General features: G+C 37.6%; 24 protein-coding genes, 2 tRNA genes and 1 pseudogene. 12 read left to right on the top strand and 15 right to left on the bottom strand.

What is annotated here, in order from left to right; genetic code table 11:
- Nucleotides 1-10: 10 nt before the first annotated feature.
- On the top strand, nt 11-1645 hold the full coding sequence (locus QXS89_01340; protein MEM3830830.1) for a hypothetical protein: 1635 nt from the start codon (nt 11-13) through the stop codon (nt 1643-1645).
- Nucleotides 1646-1659: 14 nt separating this feature from the next.
- A complete protein-coding gene (locus QXS89_01335; protein ID MEM3830829.1) occupies nt 1660-2055 on the top strand; it encodes a hypothetical protein in 396 nt (131 codons plus the stop codon).
- On the opposite strand, the gene QXS89_01330 is transcribed toward QXS89_01335, so the two are convergent.
- On the bottom strand, nt 2052-2519 hold the full coding sequence (locus tag QXS89_01330; protein MEM3830828.1) for a hypothetical protein: 468 nt from the start codon (nt 2517-2519) through the stop codon (nt 2052-2054). The genes QXS89_01335 and QXS89_01330 overlap by 4 nt on opposite strands.
- An 11-nt stretch (nt 2520-2530) precedes the next feature.
- Nucleotides 2531-3850 carry a tRNA (N(6)-L-threonylcarbamoyladenosine(37)-C(2))-methylthiotransferase gene (locus tag QXS89_01325; GenBank protein ID MEM3830827.1) on the bottom strand — a complete coding sequence of 440 codons (1320 nt, stop codon included), beginning with the start codon at nt 3848-3850 and terminating at the stop codon, nt 2531-2533.
- 71 nt (nt 3851-3921) lie between these two features.
- Between QXS89_01325 and QXS89_01320 the strand changes: the two genes are divergently transcribed.
- Genes QXS89_01320 through QXS89_01310 form a run of 3 tightly spaced genes read left to right on the top strand, consistent with a single transcriptional unit; the run spans nt 3922 to nt 5572 of the window.
- A complete protein-coding gene (locus QXS89_01320) occupies nt 3922-4338 on the top strand; it encodes a translation initiation factor IF-2 subunit beta (protein MEM3830826.1) in 417 nt (138 codons plus the stop codon).
- A gap of 9 nt (nt 4339-4347) precedes the next feature.
- The gene (locus QXS89_01315) at nt 4348-4689 is read left to right on the top strand and encodes a DUF424 family protein (protein ID MEM3830825.1); all 342 of its coding nucleotides are present in this window, start codon (nt 4348-4350) and stop codon (nt 4687-4689) included.
- A 10-nt stretch (nt 4690-4699) separates the two neighbouring features.
- The gene (locus QXS89_01310) at nt 4700-5572 is read left to right on the top strand and encodes a 60S ribosomal export protein NMD3 (protein MEM3830824.1); all 873 of its coding nucleotides are present in this window, start codon (nt 4700-4702) and stop codon (nt 5570-5572) included.
- A gap of 12 nt (nt 5573-5584) precedes the next feature.
- Here QXS89_01310 and QXS89_01305 read toward each other — a convergent pair whose 3' ends face one another.
- Genes QXS89_01305 through QXS89_01290 form a run of 4 tightly spaced genes read right to left on the bottom strand, consistent with a single transcriptional unit; the run spans nt 5585 to nt 7106 of the window.
- Nucleotides 5585-5767 carry an RNA-protein complex protein Nop10 gene (locus QXS89_01305; GenBank protein MEM3830823.1) on the bottom strand — a complete coding sequence of 61 codons (183 nt, stop codon included), beginning with the start codon at nt 5765-5767 and terminating at the stop codon, nt 5585-5587.
- Nucleotides 5768-5770: 3 nt separating this feature from the next.
- The gene (locus QXS89_01300; GenBank protein MEM3830822.1) at nt 5771-6586 is read right to left on the bottom strand and encodes a translation initiation factor IF-2 subunit alpha; all 816 of its coding nucleotides are present in this window, start codon (nt 6584-6586) and stop codon (nt 5771-5773) included.
- A 35-nt stretch (nt 6587-6621) separates the two neighbouring features.
- Entirely contained in the window at nt 6622-6819 is a 198-nt protein-coding gene (locus QXS89_01295) for a 30S ribosomal protein S27e (GenBank protein ID MEM3830821.1), read from the bottom strand.
- Nucleotides 6816-7106 (bottom strand): 50S ribosomal protein L44e, encoded by a 291-nt coding sequence (locus tag QXS89_01290; GenBank protein MEM3830820.1) that lies wholly within the window; start codon nt 7104-7106, stop codon nt 6816-6818. The genes QXS89_01295 and QXS89_01290 overlap by 4 nt, the downstream gene beginning before the upstream one ends.
- An 84-nt stretch (nt 7107-7190) precedes the next feature.
- On the opposite strand from QXS89_01290, the gene QXS89_01285 reads away from it, so the two are divergent.
- From QXS89_01285 to QXS89_01265, 5 genes are all read left to right on the top strand, one after another.
- A tRNA-Asp gene (locus QXS89_01285) sits at nt 7191-7265 on the top strand.
- An 83-nt stretch (nt 7266-7348) separates the two neighbouring features.
- Nucleotides 7349-7696: a hypothetical protein gene (locus QXS89_01280; GenBank protein ID MEM3830819.1), complete on the top strand. Its 348-nt coding sequence runs from the start codon at nt 7349-7351 to the stop codon at nt 7694-7696.
- Nucleotides 7693-8115: a hypothetical protein gene (locus QXS89_01275; GenBank protein MEM3830818.1), complete on the top strand. Its 423-nt coding sequence runs from the start codon at nt 7693-7695 to the stop codon at nt 8113-8115. Before QXS89_01280 ends, QXS89_01275 begins: the two co-directional genes overlap by 4 nt.
- 186 nt (nt 8116-8301) lie before the next feature.
- Nucleotides 8302-8880 carry a tRNA-intron lyase gene (gene endA, locus QXS89_01270; protein MEM3830817.1) on the top strand — a complete coding sequence of 193 codons (579 nt, stop codon included), beginning with the start codon at nt 8302-8304 and terminating at the stop codon, nt 8878-8880.
- Nucleotides 8881-8899: 19 nt separating this feature from the next.
- The gene (locus QXS89_01265; protein ID MEM3830816.1) at nt 8900-9370 is read left to right on the top strand and encodes a hypothetical protein; all 471 of its coding nucleotides are present in this window, start codon (nt 8900-8902) and stop codon (nt 9368-9370) included.
- Here the strand turns inward: QXS89_01265 and QXS89_01260 are convergent.
- A complete protein-coding gene (locus QXS89_01260) occupies nt 9321-9938 on the bottom strand; it encodes a UbiX family flavin prenyltransferase (GenBank protein MEM3830815.1) in 618 nt (205 codons plus the stop codon). The two genes, QXS89_01265 and QXS89_01260, sit on opposite strands and share 50 nt — an antisense overlap.
- Before the next feature lie 87 nt (nt 9939-10025).
- Here QXS89_01260 and QXS89_01255 point away from each other — a divergent pair, with 87 nt between their 5' ends.
- Entirely contained in the window at nt 10026-10394 is a 369-nt protein-coding gene (locus QXS89_01255) for a hypothetical protein (GenBank protein MEM3830814.1), read from the top strand.
- A 128-nt stretch (nt 10395-10522) separates the two neighbouring features.
- Here the strand turns inward: QXS89_01255 and QXS89_01250 are convergent, their stop codons facing one another.
- The 7 genes and pseudogenes from QXS89_01250 to gcvT all read right to left on the bottom strand — a co-directional run bounded on the left by QXS89_01250 (nt 10523) and on the right by gcvT (nt 14911).
- Nucleotides 10523-10792 carry a ribbon-helix-helix domain-containing protein gene (locus tag QXS89_01250; protein ID MEM3830813.1) on the bottom strand — a complete coding sequence of 90 codons (270 nt, stop codon included), beginning with the start codon at nt 10790-10792 and terminating at the stop codon, nt 10523-10525.
- 142 nt (nt 10793-10934) lie between these two features.
- On the bottom strand, nt 10935-12374 hold the full coding sequence (locus tag QXS89_01245) for an ATP-binding protein (protein ID MEM3830812.1): 1440 nt from the start codon (nt 12372-12374) through the stop codon (nt 10935-10937).
- 77 nt (nt 12375-12451) lie between these two features.
- Nucleotides 12452-12964, bottom strand: coding sequence for a hypothetical protein (locus QXS89_01240; protein ID MEM3830811.1), 513 nt, complete (start codon nt 12962-12964; stop codon nt 12452-12454).
- 78 nt (nt 12965-13042) lie between these two features.
- Nucleotides 13043-13123: pseudogene (locus QXS89_01235) on the bottom strand (TFIIB-type zinc ribbon-containing protein).
- A 118-nt stretch (nt 13124-13241) separates the two neighbouring features.
- Nucleotides 13242-13344, bottom strand: a tRNA-Thr gene (locus QXS89_01230).
- Between the two features lie 50 nt (nt 13345-13394).
- A complete protein-coding gene (gcvH, locus tag QXS89_01225; protein MEM3830810.1) occupies nt 13395-13808 on the bottom strand; it encodes a glycine cleavage system protein GcvH in 414 nt (137 codons plus the stop codon).
- A 5-nt stretch (nt 13809-13813) separates the two neighbouring features.
- Complete coding sequence (gene gcvT, locus QXS89_01220) at nt 13814-14911, bottom strand: glycine cleavage system aminomethyltransferase GcvT (protein MEM3830809.1); 1098 nt, start codon at nt 14909-14911, stop codon at nt 13814-13816.
- 231 nt (nt 14912-15142) lie between these two features.
- On the opposite strand from gcvT, the gene fen reads away from it, so the two are divergent.
- Entirely contained in the window at nt 15143-16189 is a 1047-nt protein-coding gene (fen, locus tag QXS89_01215) for a flap endonuclease-1 (protein MEM3830808.1), read from the top strand.
- A gap of 46 nt (nt 16190-16235) precedes the next feature.
- Here fen and uppS read toward each other — a convergent pair whose 3' ends face one another.
- The gene (gene uppS / locus QXS89_01210; GenBank protein ID MEM3830807.1) at nt 16236-17057 is read right to left on the bottom strand and encodes a polyprenyl diphosphate synthase; all 822 of its coding nucleotides are present in this window, start codon (nt 17055-17057) and stop codon (nt 16236-16238) included.
- Between the last annotated feature and the right edge of the window lie 225 nt (nt 17058-17282).

The following is a 17282-nucleotide window of genomic DNA, read 5'->3' as shown; positions in this document are numbered from 1 at the left end:
CTATATAGCATTGTATTTCCTGATTCTCATTATAGCAATATCTATATACAGAAAAGCTGAGAGCACAAGCGATGAGGGAAGAGGATTCGAAGATTTGTTTAGAAGAGATCTAGAACTGATCTCTCTAGGTGCCAAACTTAGGATCATTCTCACACAATTTAAACTCTTTCTATTTAAAGAACTCACCATAGTAATAAGCATAGCTCTAGTACTAACATCTCTAATACTAATAAGCTGGGTCGCAACTCCGAGGATAAATCTAGAAGTTGAAGATCTAAAAGGACTTCCAGCACCTGTGCTCATAACTTCTGGAAGTGTTTTAGATAATATCATGCTATTTAATTATAGTAAGATACTTGATATATATAGGATCTATCTGGATACACCACTTGTTATTAAGGATCAAAATTTCTTTATTAGAAGCGATAGCATCATAGTGGTAGAGTGCTATAATAAGTCTCTGTTAGAGAAGTTCAACTCTTTCTTTGACATTATCTGCGGAGACAGAGTACTAGTTTTAGGAAGAAAAACTCCTGAAAGAGGTTTCATATATTATGAGAACTCAAGATATGAAGTATCTCTAGAATCATATATGCTTCCTTCCAACAACACATTTATCTCTAACCTATACAGCTTAGAAGATCTGCTTGACTTCAGATATACGAATATATTTAACTTCATTATAACTCCTAATGCTGAGATTATAATTAGCTCTAGTAGTAATGCGTACTCTTTATTCAGAGATCTAGCTAAAGAGCTTACCCCTACAATATCTGTTGTAGAAATTAAAGAGATTCGTTCTAACGCTGATATGAGGATCCGAGATAACATAGAATTTCTTGGAAATCTCATGGTCAGAGACAATGTAGATAACATTGTGATCTACACAGGATCTACCGTTTATATTCTCAGATTAATTTCCGTGGATATATACCAGATCCTAGTTCTTATAATTCTATATGGAATCTACGTTGCGATGGTGATGATCATTTATCTCAAGGCTTATAGAGAGAGTTATACCAGATACTCAAGCTCTGCAATGATCTCTGGTGCAACCGATTGGATTGCTAGAAGATCTATCTTGGTAAGCTTCATGCTCTATGGACTAGCTCTTAGCATTCTTTCCATAGTGACATCGGTTTTTCTATATATATTCATATTAAAGCAAGAGATCCCAGTTCTTAACACAACCATACTATTCTTCGGAAGCTTGACAGGTGTAGGAATCTCAACAATTTATCTCTCAAGGGTTCTATCCGAAGGAGCTATCTATCATGTAGAGAAGATACCTTCTAAAGCTTATATAGAATACGAGCTACAAGGCAGAAATCTAGAAGAGGTTTATATGAGTATAGTTAACACTATTCAATCTAGTGAGTTCTTTAAAGTGATAGAAGAACATAAAATTAAGACGGAAGGATCTCTCAAAGCTCTTCTCAGAACCATTTATGCTATTACAATTGGAGTGGGAATCGATCTATATATTCAAATCTATTACCATGATAGTGATAAGTTGAAAATAGTAACTGACATAGACCCTTGGAGTGCTGAAGACATACCCAGAGAGGATCTAGAAAGCGTGTCGAGACTAATGATAAGCATACTTCAGGCTCTCTCAGAATCATTTCCAACAAAGACTTCTTAGCGGGCGTGTTCAACATGGCCTTAGAGTTTATAAGAAGGAACATAAATATATGGCTTAGAAATAACATGATCATTTTCTCAGTGTTTCTCTCACTTATACTCGTAGCATTAATTCTCGTAGCGAGATATAGAGATCCTCTCATACCATATGTGGTTTCTATTCTTCTTTCAATAGAGATATCGGTAAGTGTCAGAGTTCCTCTAGAAAGATTCTATAAAGCTCTGGCATATGTAGGAGGAAGCAGGAAACATTATAATCTATCTATAGCTATATCAACACTAATATCCATGATCCCTCTTTACACCATGATAGTGGCAGGAATCATAAGTCCATGGCTTTTAATACCTTCTTTCATATTATTATATTATATCAACAGGATTACCGTGAAAAGATCTCTTTCTTCCTTCTAGGTTTTTCTCAGATCTATTCTGGATCTGAATCTTAAGACTAATATTATCGTAAATATTAGAAGAGAGAGTTGTCCTAGGTCTATGCTTAAGGATTGAAAAGAATCCTTTGAATAGATAACTATAAATGGAAGTATTGTAAGTGAAAGCCCTTTCCTAGTGAAGAGATCTAGGTAGAACAATACAGATGACATAGGTAGCATAATCAGAATCATTTCTGTGAGAATACTGGAGGTGATGAGAATTCGCATTAGAGCGAGTAGAAGTAGGTCTATGTATGATGATGCAGCTATCAGATAATATGGATAGCAATAGGTAGCACAACTGTACGAAGAGAAGTCAACATCTATACCTAAATTGCTTAGCAATAGCTTGAGTATATTGAGGGTTGTAAGAAGAATCAAGAGATCTATCAGAATATATATTATATATCTTTCAATATGCTTTTTCAGATCTTCATACCGCATAGACATCACATCTAATCGGGTTCAAGAGGTTTTCCTCTCAGATCAAAGAATGAAACGTCTGAGATCTCTACATCAACCCACACTCCAGGTTTCACCCAATCCTCTTTTTTGAGAACAACAGTTCTATAGCTAGTACTTCTTCCTATTAGTGTCTCATCTCTGTATCCTTTCTTAACTACCAAGGTCTTCACTCTAGATCCTATGAAACTCTTATTTATGCTCAGACCTATCTCTTCCTGAAGCTTCTGAAGATATGAGGATCTCTGTTTCTTCACACTTTCCTTAATCTGAGGCATTGAAGCAGATTCTGTAAAAGGCCTTATACTGTATTGAGCTATATGAATCCTATCAAATTTTATTTCCTTGAGTAGGTTTACTGTATTGTTAAAGGCCTCCTCATCTTCTCCTGGATGTCCTACTATAATATCTGTAGCTATATTAATATCAGGAATTTTATTTCTGAATTCTTTCACGTATCCTATAAAATCCTCTACGGTATATCCTCTTTTCATGATCTTAAGCACTCTATTATCTCCGCTTTGGATAGGTATATGCACGAATTTAAACACCTTTGGTTTTTTAAGAACCTCTATTAAACCGTCTATGATCTTATCCAGCCATTGAGGGTTCATCATGCCTATCCTTAACATGAAATCTCCAGGAATTTCTGATATCTCAGCCACTAGATCTGGTAGCATAAATCTTTTCTCGAGATCAAATCCGTAAACAGCTGTATCCTGCGCTGTGAGCTCTATCTCTTTAAAACCTGATTCAACCGCTTTCTCAACAGCTCTGATAATAGCTCTAGGCTTATAGCTTCTTAGAATAGGTCTCGAATACTTTGTTATGCAGAAGCTGCAATCGCTAAGACATCCCTGTGCTATAGGTATTGGGATCGAGAGATCTTCTCCTCCGATCCTTGAGTTTACCGGTATGAGAATCGTATCATAATCTCTATAATAGATCCTTCTATCAAAACCTAGATCTACTCTCTCACTAGATCTTATCACATATGTTATCTTATTAACAGCCTCAGTAGTTATCATAGAAGCCTCAGGTATTACCTCTCTAGTCGTAGCAGGCTGGGAAGAGGGTAGGCATCCTGCAACAACTATTTTCTTACTATTAGAGTACTTCTCTCTAATCTCTCTAAGTCTTAGGATCATTCTCTCCTCAGTCTCTCTTCTCACAACACACGTATTCACTATAATAACATCTGCTTCATCTGCATTATCCACTATAACACCTCCCTCTCTCTCGATCTCTGCAGCCATTATCATGCTATCAGCTTTATTAAGAGCACAACCGTAAGTCTCTATATACACTCTCATCTTCATCCTAATAGTATCAGATTACTCGCATATAAAATCGTGCTAGCAGATTTTAATATGGATGTCAGGATATGAGCACATATTCACAATATCTCGAACTCCTCGAAAGACTCTACCGAAAGCTTCCTGAGAGAAAGGAGGTTAAAACAGTAGACTTGCCAGAGCTTGATGTAGAACATGTGAGTAATAAAACCATAATAAGAAATCTCCAGCAGATCTCAGAAAGACTAGACAGAGATCCTAGAATTATATCAAGATACTTCCTGAAAGAGCTGGGAAAACCAGGAACTCTAACACCCTCAGGTTCTCTGGAGATATTTGATAGGATATCAGCGAAGTCTCTTACCGAGCTTTTCGATAAGTTTATAAAAACATATGTCAGATGCCCTACATGCGGATCAATAGATACAAAACTTATTAGACAAGGCAAGATCTTTATAATAAAATGTCTGGCATGCGGTGCTGAGACTACTACCAAATATGTCTAGGGTTGAGAATTGGATCCAGATAAATACTCGAATAATATAGAAAGGTTCTGGGTTAAAGTGTTCAAAATAGATTCGGAGGTTTTAGTAGCTATATGCGACGAAGATCTTCTAGGAACTACTCTGGTAGACCTTGAAAATTCTATCACTATAAGAGTGGATCCTAACTTTTACGGAGGAGAACTACTTGAATTCGATGAGATCATACCTCTACTGAAAGAGGCTACGGTAGTGAATGTGATAGGCAATAAGATTGTGAGCAGGCTTATAGAAGCGGGATTTATAGATGATAATGATAAGAACTTTATCACGATAAGAGGCGTTAAACATCTTCAGATAATAACCATGGAGTAGGATGGTGAAGATGGCTAGGTTCTGTGCTCGATGTGGTGTGGAGGAGAGTAGAGAGATTAAAATAATAGGATATCTCTGTCAGAACTGCTTTCTCAAGGAGAAGGAGCTAGCCTACATGCCATCCGAACTGAGATTAGTGATATGTCCTTCATGCGGATCTATGAAGATAGGAGATTCATGGATTTCACAAAGAGATTTTAATAGTGATCTCAGAATTCCTTTATCTATAATGCTTAGCACAAAGATCAAACCTGCAAACGAATTTGTTAGAGAGATCGAGATCAGATCTATAGATATAGTGAAAACAGAGAGAGGTTTGAACGCTGAGATCCTAGTTGAAGGTAAGGTAAATGATGTGATTCTCTCAAAGAAGTATGTGAAAAGAGTTGTTCTAGAGAAGAACCTATGCCCTATATGCATGGCGCGAAAGGGTAAAAGTTATGAAGCTCTGATCCAGGTTCGAGGATTCCCAAAACTCTCTAGAGAGAAGTATGAGGAGATACTAGAGTATATAAGCTCTCTACCGGAGAATGTGAGAGATCTCATTACTAGAATAGATCAGGAGAAAGAAGGGTTGGATCTTATGGTAAGTTCTAAGAATATAGCTTTATACATAGCCAATCTAATTACGAAAGAGTATGGAGGTGTCATAAGTAGTGTCACAGACAAGGATGTCAGAGAAACACCCAGAGGTAGGACTTCTAAAAAAGTTATATCTATCAGAATACTGGATCTTAGAAAAGGAGAGAGAGTTGTGATAAAAGGAGAACCTTACATATTCGAGGAGATATCAGGCGACAGCCTTTATCTAATTAACAGAAATGGATCTAGAGTAAAGTATAGTATAGATCAGATATTGAGAATGCTAGTTAAACACAGCTAGTCTCTCCCGATTCTAAGTAGCAGAATTCTTGGATTCATCTATAGATCTCCTGGCTAGCACTCTATATCTCACGTACTTATCCTCTGGAGTATACCTGGGAGGATGTGGAGAGGTGGTAGGAGAACCACATACAGGGCAGTTCTCTCTCAGAGTATATCTACCACACCTAGGGCATTTTCTCATAAGATGCTTCATTTATTAGATCCTCTCAAAAGAAAATTCCACATGAAGATTAGAAGCTATTTTCTCAGCTTTCTCCAGAGCTGTGCTAAGTATCTTCTCTAAAACTTTGTATTCGTATCCTTCAAGCTCTACTCTATATCTAGGCGCACCTATAGAATATATTGAAACTCTTCTAATCTCATTCTCTCTATAACTCGACGCAACTTCGTAGAATGTCTTCAAAACCTCTTTAATCCTATCAATACCATCAGGCTCCTGACTCTTCAAACCTAAAACTCCTGCTATACTTACCTTCTTAATCTCTATATACTTCCTAGATATCTCGTAAACCACTTCCGCTAGGTTCTTATCCACTCCAGCATTCACAGCTGCTTCAGGACCTCTAATAGCTACTTCCTCTAATCCTCTCATAATCTCTCTGTATTTATCCTCGAGTTTCCAACCTACTTCTCTGTAGATATCTTCTATCTTCATTCCAACTCTGTTTGCTATCAGCTCGAGAATATTATGAGCTTTCTGAGCTCTTTTCCATTCTATGATCTTCTCTCTCTGCTCCTCAGGTTTAACTCTCTTAGATGATATATCAACAGCAGGCGGGTTCTTCTTCTTATCAACTCTGATCACTTTTGCAACGATCTTCTGATTCTCTCTGATAACCTCCTTAATATCTTTAAAATACTTGGTTGTAATCTCGCTCCAGGGAAGATACGCGGTATAGCCTCCGTATTCGTCAAGCTTAACATATGCTCCATAATTGAATATCTTATCTACTGTAGCTATGACTAGTTCTCCCACGTCTGGAATGCTTTTTCTCTTCAGAACCAGATCCATCACCTACCCTATCTTCTAGAGAGGTCTGAATCAGATCAGCCTAATATCCTTACTATCTCCCCCCTTATAATAGCTTTACCTCCTCTCGGAACAGTCAATTGATAACCACATATAAGACATTTCACAGGGTATGTGGCATGATCGAAAACAACCTGCTCATTACCGCATTGAGGGCATTTAACTCTGAGAAACCTTGATTTAGGTTCCGGTATGAGTATTTTCCTCTTTTTCATCTTCTAATCACCTCGACCAGCTCTGCTTTCTTAAGTCTTATACCCTTCCTATGGATTATCATGCCGCATTTCTGGCATTTAAGCTTTAAAACAGTTTTCTTAGTAATTTTCGCGAACCTCTTCTGCTCAGGTTTTCTCTTAGATCCGTATCCTTCTTGTTTTCTTAAATATCTTCTCTGACCTTCTGCAAGAGTTCTTCTCTTACCACTCTTATATATAACCACACTATGCTCTGTATGAGTCTTACAACGAGGGCAGTAGGTGTTTATAATCTTGGGGATCTTCATCTTACTTCACACTACTTAAGCATATGTCTGAGAAGATTAAAAACGTAATGCTTATAACTCTCACACCTACAACATATTAAGGGAGCCGCGGTAGTATAGCCCGGCCTAGTATGCGGGCCTGTCGAGCCCGTGACCCGGGTTCAAATCCCGGCCGCGGCGCTTGGCATAGCCGTCTTAACCTTTCATCTAAATCGATCGAGAGATATTTATCTTGGAAAACGATAATATTGTAAGGGAGATATATGAGCGAGGAGAAATCTGAAGAAGATCTTCCCAAGTTATCTGTGAAGGAGTTGCTCAGAGTTATTCCACCACCCAATATGCTCAGAGAAGAGAAGAAAGTCTCAGAGAAGAGAATTAGAGTTCTTCATTCTGATCATGTAGAGGAGGGTTCAATGATCATTAATCCCAAACTCTCTCAGGAGCTGGGTATAAAAGATTATCTAGAGATCTCTGTAAAAGGTAGAAGAATCAGATTTAAGGCTGTTGTAAGTGATGAGTGTCCAGAGGAAAATCTTATAGGAAATCGAAATGAGCTTACAAGATATGGCATCGCTAATAATAGCCTAGTGGTTGTGAGAAGAGGTTGAGTCTCGAAGAGAATTTGGATAGAGAGTATAATGAAATAGTAAGAGAGTTAAGCGATCTAGCTGTCATTCATATTAAACTTGTGAAAAGACTTAGAAGAGTAGCAAGAGATCTTAATAAGCCTGAAGAGAACTTAGAAAAACTTGAGTTAACTCTAGATAAAATGAGAATACTTAGATCTAAGCTTACAAAGATAATAAATGATCTCATGAATAAATACCCAGAATACCTTAGGATAGGCAAGAATGTGGAAGATACAGAACTTATAATTAGATTCTTTGAGATGAGCGGCTTAATCGAGGAAGAGAGAGTTCTGAGATTGATGATCTCTAGAAAGCCTTCTATAGAGGGTTATATTAGAAGAGATTTTGAAGAAATAAGAGCTCTACGAAATCTTATAAACAGGATCTCAACGAGATAGAAATATTCTGATAGCATCTATATGATTTCTAGAGAATAGAGATAAACCTCAAGTACTAAGAGATCTTATACAACTGTATCTCTCTAAGATATTAAGATAAGAGAGGTATAGTTAATTAGCGAGCAAATTTCATAATATAGCTAGAAATATAGCATTAGGAGGATATAACCTGTAAGGCTGACACCTATGAGCGATAAACCATATAAGCTTCAATCAAGCGAGAAACTACTTGAGATGCATATACTAGGTGGAAAAGCCGTTATATTTGATCAAGATGCCGTTAACGAGCTTTATTCAAAACACTTCTTCGGAAAGCCTTTCGGGGTTAAAAAACCTAGAAGTGGTGAGAGATTTAAAGGACCTCTAGAAATATCACTTCTCGAATCTCTCTATATCTGTGAGAAAGGTATAGCCATACCTTTATTAAATCTGAAGAAAATCTCTTGTGAGGATCTTAGACAGTATGCTGCATCTCAGGATCCTAGATTTAGAGAAACATATCAAGTCTTCAGAGATCTTAGAGATAGAGGATTTATAGTTAGATCTGGTATGAAGTATGGTGTTGACTTTACAGTGTATGAGAAAGGTCCTGGCATGGAGCATGCACCGTATCTAGTTCAGGTTATGAAGTATGATGAACAGATCAACCCTATATATATAGTGAGAGTAGGAAGATTAAGTCATAGTGTTAGAAAGACTCTTATCATAGCCGTGGTTTATGATAGCACTATTAAATATATATCTTTTGGGTGGATAAAATTCTAGAGAGGATGTGATATAATTCTTGAGTAGAGATAGAAGTGATAGAATGGATACAAGAGAGAGAAGAAACTCTAGAGATCCTAGAAGGGATGAAAGGTTTGGAAGGCCTTATAGAGAGGTTGCTGATAGAGCTACCCTGAGAGAAGGCGAGCTCGAGCCAAGACCCTCAGGTTTGAACTGTAATCCTCTATGTCCTTTCTTCAGATGCGGTAGAAAGTCTCTAGATGTAAGATCTATGATTATAGGATCTGAGAGAAAAGTTGTAGGATACTGTCTCTGGGTAGGAGATCAATGTATTGCCGGTCAATGCCAATTCGCGTACTGTGAAAAGAGATTTCTACTCCCTGGTAATAGATGCCTCTATGCAATTGAAAAAGCAAAAAGGAGAGAAAGTTTAGACATGTTTAGAGAACTTGATAAGGAGGAGAAAGAAGCTAGGAACCTTAGAGATCTCTTGAAAAAACGTGGCGGCAAAGATCTCGACCTGTACTAGATCCAGTCCATCTCTTGTACACATCATGTTTGACCTCGAGCAAGTCTAAAACCTTTCCAACAACGAAGTCCACTAGATCCAGAGCATCTCTAGGATTTTGGTAGAAGCCTGGAGATGCTGGTAGTATATATGCACCTGCTCTAGCTAGTATTAGAGCATTACGAAGCTCTATAACTCCTAGAGGGGTTTCCCTGATAACAAATATGATCTTCTTTCTAAGTCTAAGAGCATTGGCAATAACTCTATTTATAAGGTTATCAGTTATACCATGAGCAGCTTTAGCGAGGGTGTTTATCGAGCAGGGTATTACAATGAAGCCATCGAAGATCGCTAGATAACTAGAAGAGCTTAGAGGGGCGCTCAACATATGTTCTTCATAGATCTTATCTGACGTATTTTTGAGAAATGCAAGAAAAGATTCTTTATCCATACATTCAGAATCTGAAACCTCGTAACTTTCTCTACTAATAATAGTCTCTGTATAGTGACCTAACTCTCTAAGGAATTTAAGAAGTCTGAGCGCATATATGGTTCCCGAAGCACCTGTTATCATTACTACGAATCTCAATTGTACTCCCAGAATATTGTTTCTTCAACTGCATATTAAGATCCTTAGAACCATATTTTAAGCCTATAATATGTATTGGGGTGTTTAATGAATAATCTACTTGTATCTCTTCTGATCCTTGTGATACTAGTTGGAGTAGGCTCCACCCTCATAAGAGATCTTAATACCTCAACCTCGAAAGAAAATATACCAAAGATCAATCCTGTTAACATAGCCACCTACAAGATTTCGAATGGTACGGGTGAGACCCTTATAATAGTATTAAATTACGGATACAAAGACGTATACGTCTCTAAGATCATATGCTACAGCATGAATGATACCAGCTATGTGGAGAAACAGGTTGATAAGATCTTAAACCCTGGGAAAGCCTTAGCATTATCAATAGATAGTGGTGGTAGCGCTAATACTTTCTGCATTGTACTCGGAGATTCTTGGGAGAAGATATTGGTGTAGCCTTTAATCTATTTCCCAGATTTTAAGCATACCTATTAAAATTCCTTCATTGCCTCAAAACTATTAATCGCTATCAATTCAGAGCATGGATTACTTAGCTATTAAGATAATTTAGATCTAAGATTTAACTATATTAAAACCTCAACCTTTCTAGCTGATATGATCTTTTCAGAGGAGGATGAAAATAAAGACTCATTATTATAATTTCTCTCACTACCGGCAACACCCGACCTAGTACTCGTAGCATCATCTTGTATTAATCTGTTAAATTCCTTATCTAAGAGGATCCTCAGCGCGGTTCTTATGAACTCGCTTCTCGAAGCATAATATCCTTTCTTCACAAGTTTATCTATATCATCGATATAAGACCTAGGTATTTTAACTGTGACTATCTTCATAGGAAACCCGCTACTATAGCTCAAGAGTTTGTCGTCTTATAAACTTTAGCATCTATCCTCTAGCAGGTGACGAGAATAAGTAAGAATAAATAAAAATATATATTGAATATGAGACTCTACTAGACTTTATACTCACATACTATTATGAGGAATTGGTTATCGGGATTACCCTTACTATCATAGGATATGAATTTGATGCCGACACAACTATAGCTTCTCCTACGTCTAGTAGAGGCATTAGATCTTCAAATTCTTTCGGTAGAGAAGTTGATTCTCTAAGGATCTTCTTATCCATATCCGATCTTATGCTGTGAATTATCTTTGTATTCGTATTCTTTAAAATATCCTCACCAATACTACTTGGAGATTGTGTCACTAGGATCATACCTACATTGTATTTTCTTATCTCAGCAAGAGTATCTCTAATTACGTTAGATCCTTCATGTCTTCTAAACACATGATGAGCTTCGTCTACTACCACTATCTTCATCAAATCTTTTCTGGAGATATCTTTTCTAGAGTTTATGTAGGCTATCGATTTTATTATTAAAAGTGAGGCGAGAGACCTCATCGAGGTTCTATCAATCTGCGAGAGGTCTATGGTTATGATCCTCTCTTTCCCATCTTCGAGAATAGATAACGTGTCATCGGCTTCATACTCTTCTTCATCGATAAATGTTTCGAATCTTCTTAAGAGAGATAACTTAGATTCTGAAACCCATCTAGCTTCCTCAGGAAACATGGAGATCTCCTCGTATATTCTTCTGAAATCTATCTCGAAATTCTTCATTCTCCTCAGAACTCTACTAAGTATATAGCTCTGAGCAGGCGTTAGATCGAATACTGCTTCTAAGACCTCGAGAAGCTGTTCCGGATCTTTAAATACAGGTAATCTTCTCATAGATGACATAGTTCTTATCTTATACTCCTCAGCAGAATCTCTCAGGATCCTACTATATTCACCATGCCAGTCTAAAATGTATACTACTGCATTCTTCTCATGAGCTCTATATGCTAAGGTTGCTGCTGTCGTAGTTTTTCCAGAGCCTGTTGAGCCGAATATTGCTACATGCCTTATTAGATCTCTTAGTGGTATACTATAAGGAGTTTTGATCTTACTTCTAGAAGTCTCTCCAATGAGTATAGAATCTCTTTCGACAACGTTATTAGTAGTTTTAATAGAATAACTTATCTCGCCAGGATCTATTATATCTGCATATAGCGCGTGTAGTTCTGGTACTTCTCCCATCTGCTTTCTGTTCAAAAGTATTATATCTCTGATCTCTCCATCTCTTAATTTCTTAGATCTGATCTTTCCTCTAGAGAGAGTCTCTAGTGTTGCCACAGCGAGCTCACATAATTCTTTCACATGCTCGTCTTTCCCCGAACATATCAGATAAGATCCTCCGTAGTATTTCCTTACTAGAGTGACAATATACACAGACATATTTCTAGGGATTTTATCTCTGATTATATCTATAAAAGATGTCATTAAATTCTGATCCAGATTCTCCTCTTCTCTGCCATTATTCTTTCTAACAAGTTCATACCCGTAAATCATGAGATCTCCGTGGATGAACATTTGATCTTTTTCCGAATCTTTATTTCCAGATCTAGGATCTTTTCTATCAAGTTTTGATATACTTATGCTGGGTATCCTTATAATCTTCTCCCCACCTCAACATATTTTTCTAGAGCAAGCTGTTTCACTAGAGAATCTACTTGTGTCAATTCTACGCTACTTATCTTTAGATCGCTCACATACTTCAGTATCTCCGGATATCTATTTAATTCTTTTCGAATCCTTTGAAGATGATTCCTACTTATAGAGAAAGCTCTACTAATAATACTTGCATTAGCAGGAATTCCACTGAGTTCTTTAAAAATCATGTAGGATATAAGCATTTTAACTCTAAAAGTTCTAGATGAAAGTCTCGGATACATAGTTAGATGATCAAAGATTTTCTTCATCGTAGGAGAGACTTCTAATAGTTTCATAAGTTCACCATCTTTAACATGCCTCAAGACTCTGAATGAATACCCACCTTCAGAGGCTCTAAAAAGAGATTCAGGATCTACCTCTAGATTCTTTCGAAGTCTCCACCATCCGAAGAGTCTAGAGTATGCTCTAACAATACTCCCAGGCTTATGATATTTTCTTCTATCCGACACCCTCCTCTCATTCGTTTTTGTAGAACGAAGATCACTATTAAAAGAGGTTTTCTGCTCATAGATCACATCTATTACAAGACCGCAGGAAGAGCATACAATCTCTCCACGAGAGTTATCCCAAATGATATCACTAGACCCGCATGATGGACATAGATGCATGTGAAACCCTAGTTATACTCCCCACGAACTTCATTTATTGCATAACTGAAATAATCATACCGGGAGAGAGGGAGGTGGGTGAAAATATTGAAAGCGTTAATGCTATCTCATCTTTATAAGCCGCCGGCGGGATTCGAACCCGCGACTTCCGGCTTTCTCAGGATCCTAGCACCGGCTCTATCCGTACGAGGCCGGCGCTCTACCAGCTGAGCTACGGCGGCATCCTTTCTATTATATGTTCAGAGCTAAAAATTCTTTTAAGGAAAGTAATTTACTCTGATTCCATTATCTTTCTCGCGTAATCCTCAGGTTTTATAAGTGATGAAATCTCCTCCTTTGATTCTATTCTGATCTTTATTAACCAGCCTTCTCCGTAAGGGTCGTGGTTTACCTTCTCGGGTTCCTGCTTTAGAGCTTCATTAATTTCTATTACTTCTCCTGATAGAGGTGCGTAGACATCTGCTATTGTCTTAATGCTTTCAATAGTTGCTATTACTTCTCCTCTAGATACTTTTCTACCTGGTTCTGGTAGTTCTACGCTTATTATGTTCTTAAGCTTTTTCTGGGCATAATCTGTAACTCCTATTATAGCTGTATCTCCCAAGATCTTGATCCATTCGTCTTGAGTTGTGTAGAGAAGGTTCTTAAGAACTTTATACCCCTTAACATTGATTTCCTCGCTCATTCACTTCACCTCTTAATTAATGGAAAATCAACTATTTTAGCCTCAACACTTCTACCTTTAAATCTCACAACCACATTCAAGCCTGGTAGAGCGTGGGAAGCTTTTATATAGCCCATTCCAATTCCTCTATCGAGATATGGGGAGTAGCCTCCGCTAGTCACATAACCTATAACATTATCTCTGTATAAGATCTCATACCCATGTCTAGGTATGAATCTCACCCCCTTCTTAGTTCTAATACCATATCTAACTCTTGACACACCTCTTAAACCTAGTTCTCTAAGTGCATCACAACCTATGCATTCTCTCTTATCATCATCAAAAACCCAATATCTAGCCTCGTAAGGATTCGTATCTTCATCAATGTCGTTTCCATAGAGGACAAATCCCATTTCAAGTCTCAGAGTATCTCTGGCTATCAATCCTGCAAGTTTCACACCTAGAGTTTTTAGTCTTCTCAGGATCTCTCCTATAACTCTCGGTTTTCCTAGTATCTCGAACCCGTCTTCACCAGTCCACCCACTTCTACTTATAAGATCTATGACTCCATACTCTGAAGCTACTCCCGTATGAAACTCAAGATGTTTCAGAGATAGAGAGTCTTTTAAATCCTTTATCTTCTCAAGATAACTCGCAGCCTCGGGACCTTGAAGAGCTATGAATGCTGTATTCAGGGTCACATCATCTATTATAATATCTGAATAACCCAGTCTGTCTCTCCATTCTCGAAGCCATGATAGAATCTTGATTCTGTTAACCGCGTTGCATACTATAAGCCACCTACTCTCATTAAACCTATAGATCATCACATCATCTTTAAACCCTCCTCTCTCGTTTAAAAACGCTGTAGGACCTATCATTCTTCCATTCTCAGAACTTGAAAGATCTTTTGGAATAAGCTTATCCAAAAGATCAAAAGATCTAGATCCTATCACATAGATCCTGCCCATATGACTTATGTCAAAGACGCCTGCACTATTTCTCACAGCATTATGCTCTGAAATAGGATCTCCAAAACTTAGAGCAGTTCTAAAACCTGCAAACTCGCCCATATCTCCTCCTAGTTCAACTAAAAGATCGTGTAGAGGAACTCTCAGACTCATAAACCTCATCCAAAGATATTATTCCATAATGAATATAAACTAGAAAATCTTGAGCCTATCACAACCGTTTTGGTTTATATTGGTTGATGTAATCTAGCATAGACTCTAATAATCACCTTCGCAATGCAAAAATCTCATCCTTCAGGGCGGGGAAGAGATCTGGATCCTAGGGATCTTGATCGTAAAACATATTTATTTATTCCACTATAGTTTTTATATGGATACATCTCTATGGGTGTTAATCTTAGAGATATAATACCTGAGAAGGCTATCAGAATATTAGGCGATATAAGAGAGCTTTCTGGAAAGATTGTAGCTATAGATGCTTATAACGCATTATATCAGTTTCTCTCAGCAATAAGACAGCCTGATGGAACACCTCTAATGGATAGTAAAGGAAGGGTTACAAGTCATCTCTCAGGACTTTTCTACAGAACTATCAATCTTATAGAAAGTGGTCTTAAACCTGTGTATGTTTTCGATGGGAAGCCTCCTGAGATCAAGTATGCTGAGATAGCTAGCAGAAGCCTTTCAAAGCAGAAAGCTGAAGAAAAATATAGAGAGGCTAGAGAGAAGGGAGACACAGAGCTTATGAGGAGATATGCTCAGGCAACATCAAGATTAACAAATGAGATGATAGAAGTATCTAGAAAGCTTCTAGACGCCATGGGAGTTCCATGGGTTCAGGCTCCTTCTGAGGGTGAAGCTCAGGCTGCGTACATGGTTATCAAGGGAGATGCCTGGTGTACTGTAAGCCAGGATTATGACTCGCTCCTATTCGGATCTCTAAGACTTGTGAGGAACCTAACTATATCAGGTAAGAGGAAGCTTCCTGGTAAGGAGATCTATGTGGAGACACCTCCAGAACTTATACAACTAGAAGATCTTCTGAAGATCCTGTCAATAACCAGAGAGCAACTCATAGATATAGCCATACTAATAGGCACAGATTTTAATCCAGATGGTGTAGAAGGTGTAGGTCCTAAAACAGCTCTTAATATAATCAAGACATACGGATCTCTAGAGAAGGCTCTTAAAACGCTACCTAGAGCTTTATTCCCAACAGATCCTATAGAGATAAGAAATTTCTTCCTAAAACCACCTACGACTGATAACTATAAGCTGGTTTGGAAAGAACCTGACCAGAATAAGATAATAGAATTACTGGTTGAAGAATACGAGTTTTCAAGAGAACGTGTTGAGAAGCATGTCGAGAGACTTTCTAAAGCTCTTAAGGCAGGTAGAAGCACAGGGTTAGACAAGTGGGTTAGAAGGTAGACCTGCTATCTAATATGATCATGCCATACTTTCTTTACTCGATTTTCTATCTTCCAAAACGTCTTTCTCTACGCTGATAAGATCTTAAAGCTCTTAAAAGATCGATCTTTCTGAACTCAGGCCATAAAGCCTCGCAGAAGAACAGTTCTGAGTATGCTGATTGCCATAAGAGAAAATTACTTATTCTGATCTCTCCAGAGGTTCTTATAACAAGATCTGGTTCTTGAAGTTCTCCCATGTATCCTGTATAGAGATATTTTGATAATGTGTTTTCATTTACATCATCAATTTTCAGAACTCCTCTTCTTATGTCTTCATACATCTTCTTGAAAGCATCAACTATCTCCTGCCTTCCTCCATAGCAGAGCATTATATTAAGCATTTTCTCATCGTAGGTACTTGTGCTTTTCTCAAGATCCATAGCTAGATCTATTATATCTCTTGGGACTAGATCGAGTCTTCCCATAACTTTCACTCTTACCTTCTTCTCTCTACTATAACTCTCAAGTTCTTTAAGACCTCTTCTAATAATATTAAATAAATTCCTTTTCTCCTCATCAGATCTATATAGGCAGTTTTCATAAGACATTGCATATATAGTAACAGCTTTAACACCTAGCTCGTCGAGCCATTTTAAGACTTCCTTCAGCTTATTATATCCATAATAATGACCTGAAGTTCTCTCCCAACCCATTCTCTCAGCCCATCTCCTATTCCCATCAGGTATTATGGCGACATGACCTGGTATAATGCCTTTCTTAACACTTCTATAGAGCTTCCACTCATACACCTTATACACAGGTTTTAACAGGATCCAATAAATTCTCTCGAGAAACTTTATAAACACGCTCTTCACTCTATTTTTCATAGTATTTTCCTTCACTTCTAGATCTTTTATTTCATCTGTCTCCGATTTTTCATCTCTAGAAATTCCTACTTCTATTGCTTGAATCCTAGAATCTTCTGTTCTGATGTCTTTTGTAGATCTATCAGATCTATTTAAATCCATAGATACGAAGTTCTTATCTATCCTCCCACGATCGTCTGCCAGATCATTTAACGCTTTACCCTCATCACTATCTAACTCTAACAT

It is taken from the genome of Sulfolobales archaeon (assembly GCA_038881635.1).
Taxonomy (GTDB): Archaea; Thermoproteota; Thermoprotei_A; order Sulfolobales; family AG1; genus WYEN01.
This window is presented reverse-complemented; position numbering and strand designations above follow the sequence as displayed.

Bases quoted from the DNA above. Each gene is read 5' to 3' on its own strand.
- QXS89_01335 (MEM3830829.1), top strand. From the start codon at position 1,660: ATGGCCTTAGAGTTTATAAGAAGGAACATAAATATATGGCTTAGAAAT.
- QXS89_01330 (MEM3830828.1), bottom strand. From the start codon at position 2,519: ATGCGGTATGAAGATCTGAAAAAGCATATTGAAAGATATATAATATAT.
- QXS89_01325 (MEM3830827.1), bottom strand. From the start codon at position 3,850: ATGAGAGTGTATATAGAGACTTACGGTTGTGCTCTTAATAAAGCTGAT.
- QXS89_01320 (MEM3830826.1), top strand. From the start codon at position 3,922: ATGAGCACATATTCACAATATCTCGAACTCCTCGAAAGACTCTACCGA.
- QXS89_01310 (MEM3830824.1), top strand. From the start codon at position 4,700: ATGGCTAGGTTCTGTGCTCGATGTGGTGTGGAGGAGAGTAGAGAGATT.
- QXS89_01305 (MEM3830823.1), bottom strand. From the start codon at position 5,767: ATGAAGCATCTTATGAGAAAATGCCCTAGGTGTGGTAGATATACTCTG.
- QXS89_01300 (MEM3830822.1), bottom strand. From the start codon at position 6,586: ATGGATCTGGTTCTGAAGAGAAAAAGCATTCCAGACGTGGGAGAACTA.
- QXS89_01295 (MEM3830821.1), bottom strand. From the start codon at position 6,819: ATGAAAAAGAGGAAAATACTCATACCGGAACCTAAATCAAGGTTTCTC.
- QXS89_01290 (MEM3830820.1), bottom strand. From the start codon at position 7,106: ATGAAGATCCCCAAGATTATAAACACCTACTGCCCTCGTTGTAAGACT.
- QXS89_01280 (MEM3830819.1), top strand. From the start codon at position 7,349: ATGAGCGAGGAGAAATCTGAAGAAGATCTTCCCAAGTTATCTGTGAAG.
- endA (MEM3830817.1), top strand. From the start codon at position 8,302: ATGAGCGATAAACCATATAAGCTTCAATCAAGCGAGAAACTACTTGAG.
- QXS89_01255 (MEM3830814.1), top strand. From the start codon at position 10,026: ATGAATAATCTACTTGTATCTCTTCTGATCCTTGTGATACTAGTTGGA.
- QXS89_01250 (MEM3830813.1), bottom strand. From the start codon at position 10,792: ATGAAGATAGTCACAGTTAAAATACCTAGGTCTTATATCGATGATATA.
- QXS89_01245 (MEM3830812.1), bottom strand. From the start codon at position 12,374: ATGTTCATCCACGGAGATCTCATGATTTACGGGTATGAACTTGTTAGA.
- gcvH (MEM3830810.1), bottom strand. From the start codon at position 13,808: ATGAGCGAGGAAATCAATGTTAAGGGGTATAAAGTTCTTAAGAACCTT.
- gcvT (MEM3830809.1), bottom strand. From the start codon at position 14,911: ATGAGTCTGAGAGTTCCTCTACACGATCTTTTAGTTGAACTAGGAGGA.
- fen (MEM3830808.1), top strand. From the start codon at position 15,143: ATGGGTGTTAATCTTAGAGATATAATACCTGAGAAGGCTATCAGAATA.
- uppS (MEM3830807.1), bottom strand. From the start codon at position 17,057: ATGAAAAATAGAGTGAAGAGCGTGTTTATAAAGTTTCTCGAGAGAATT.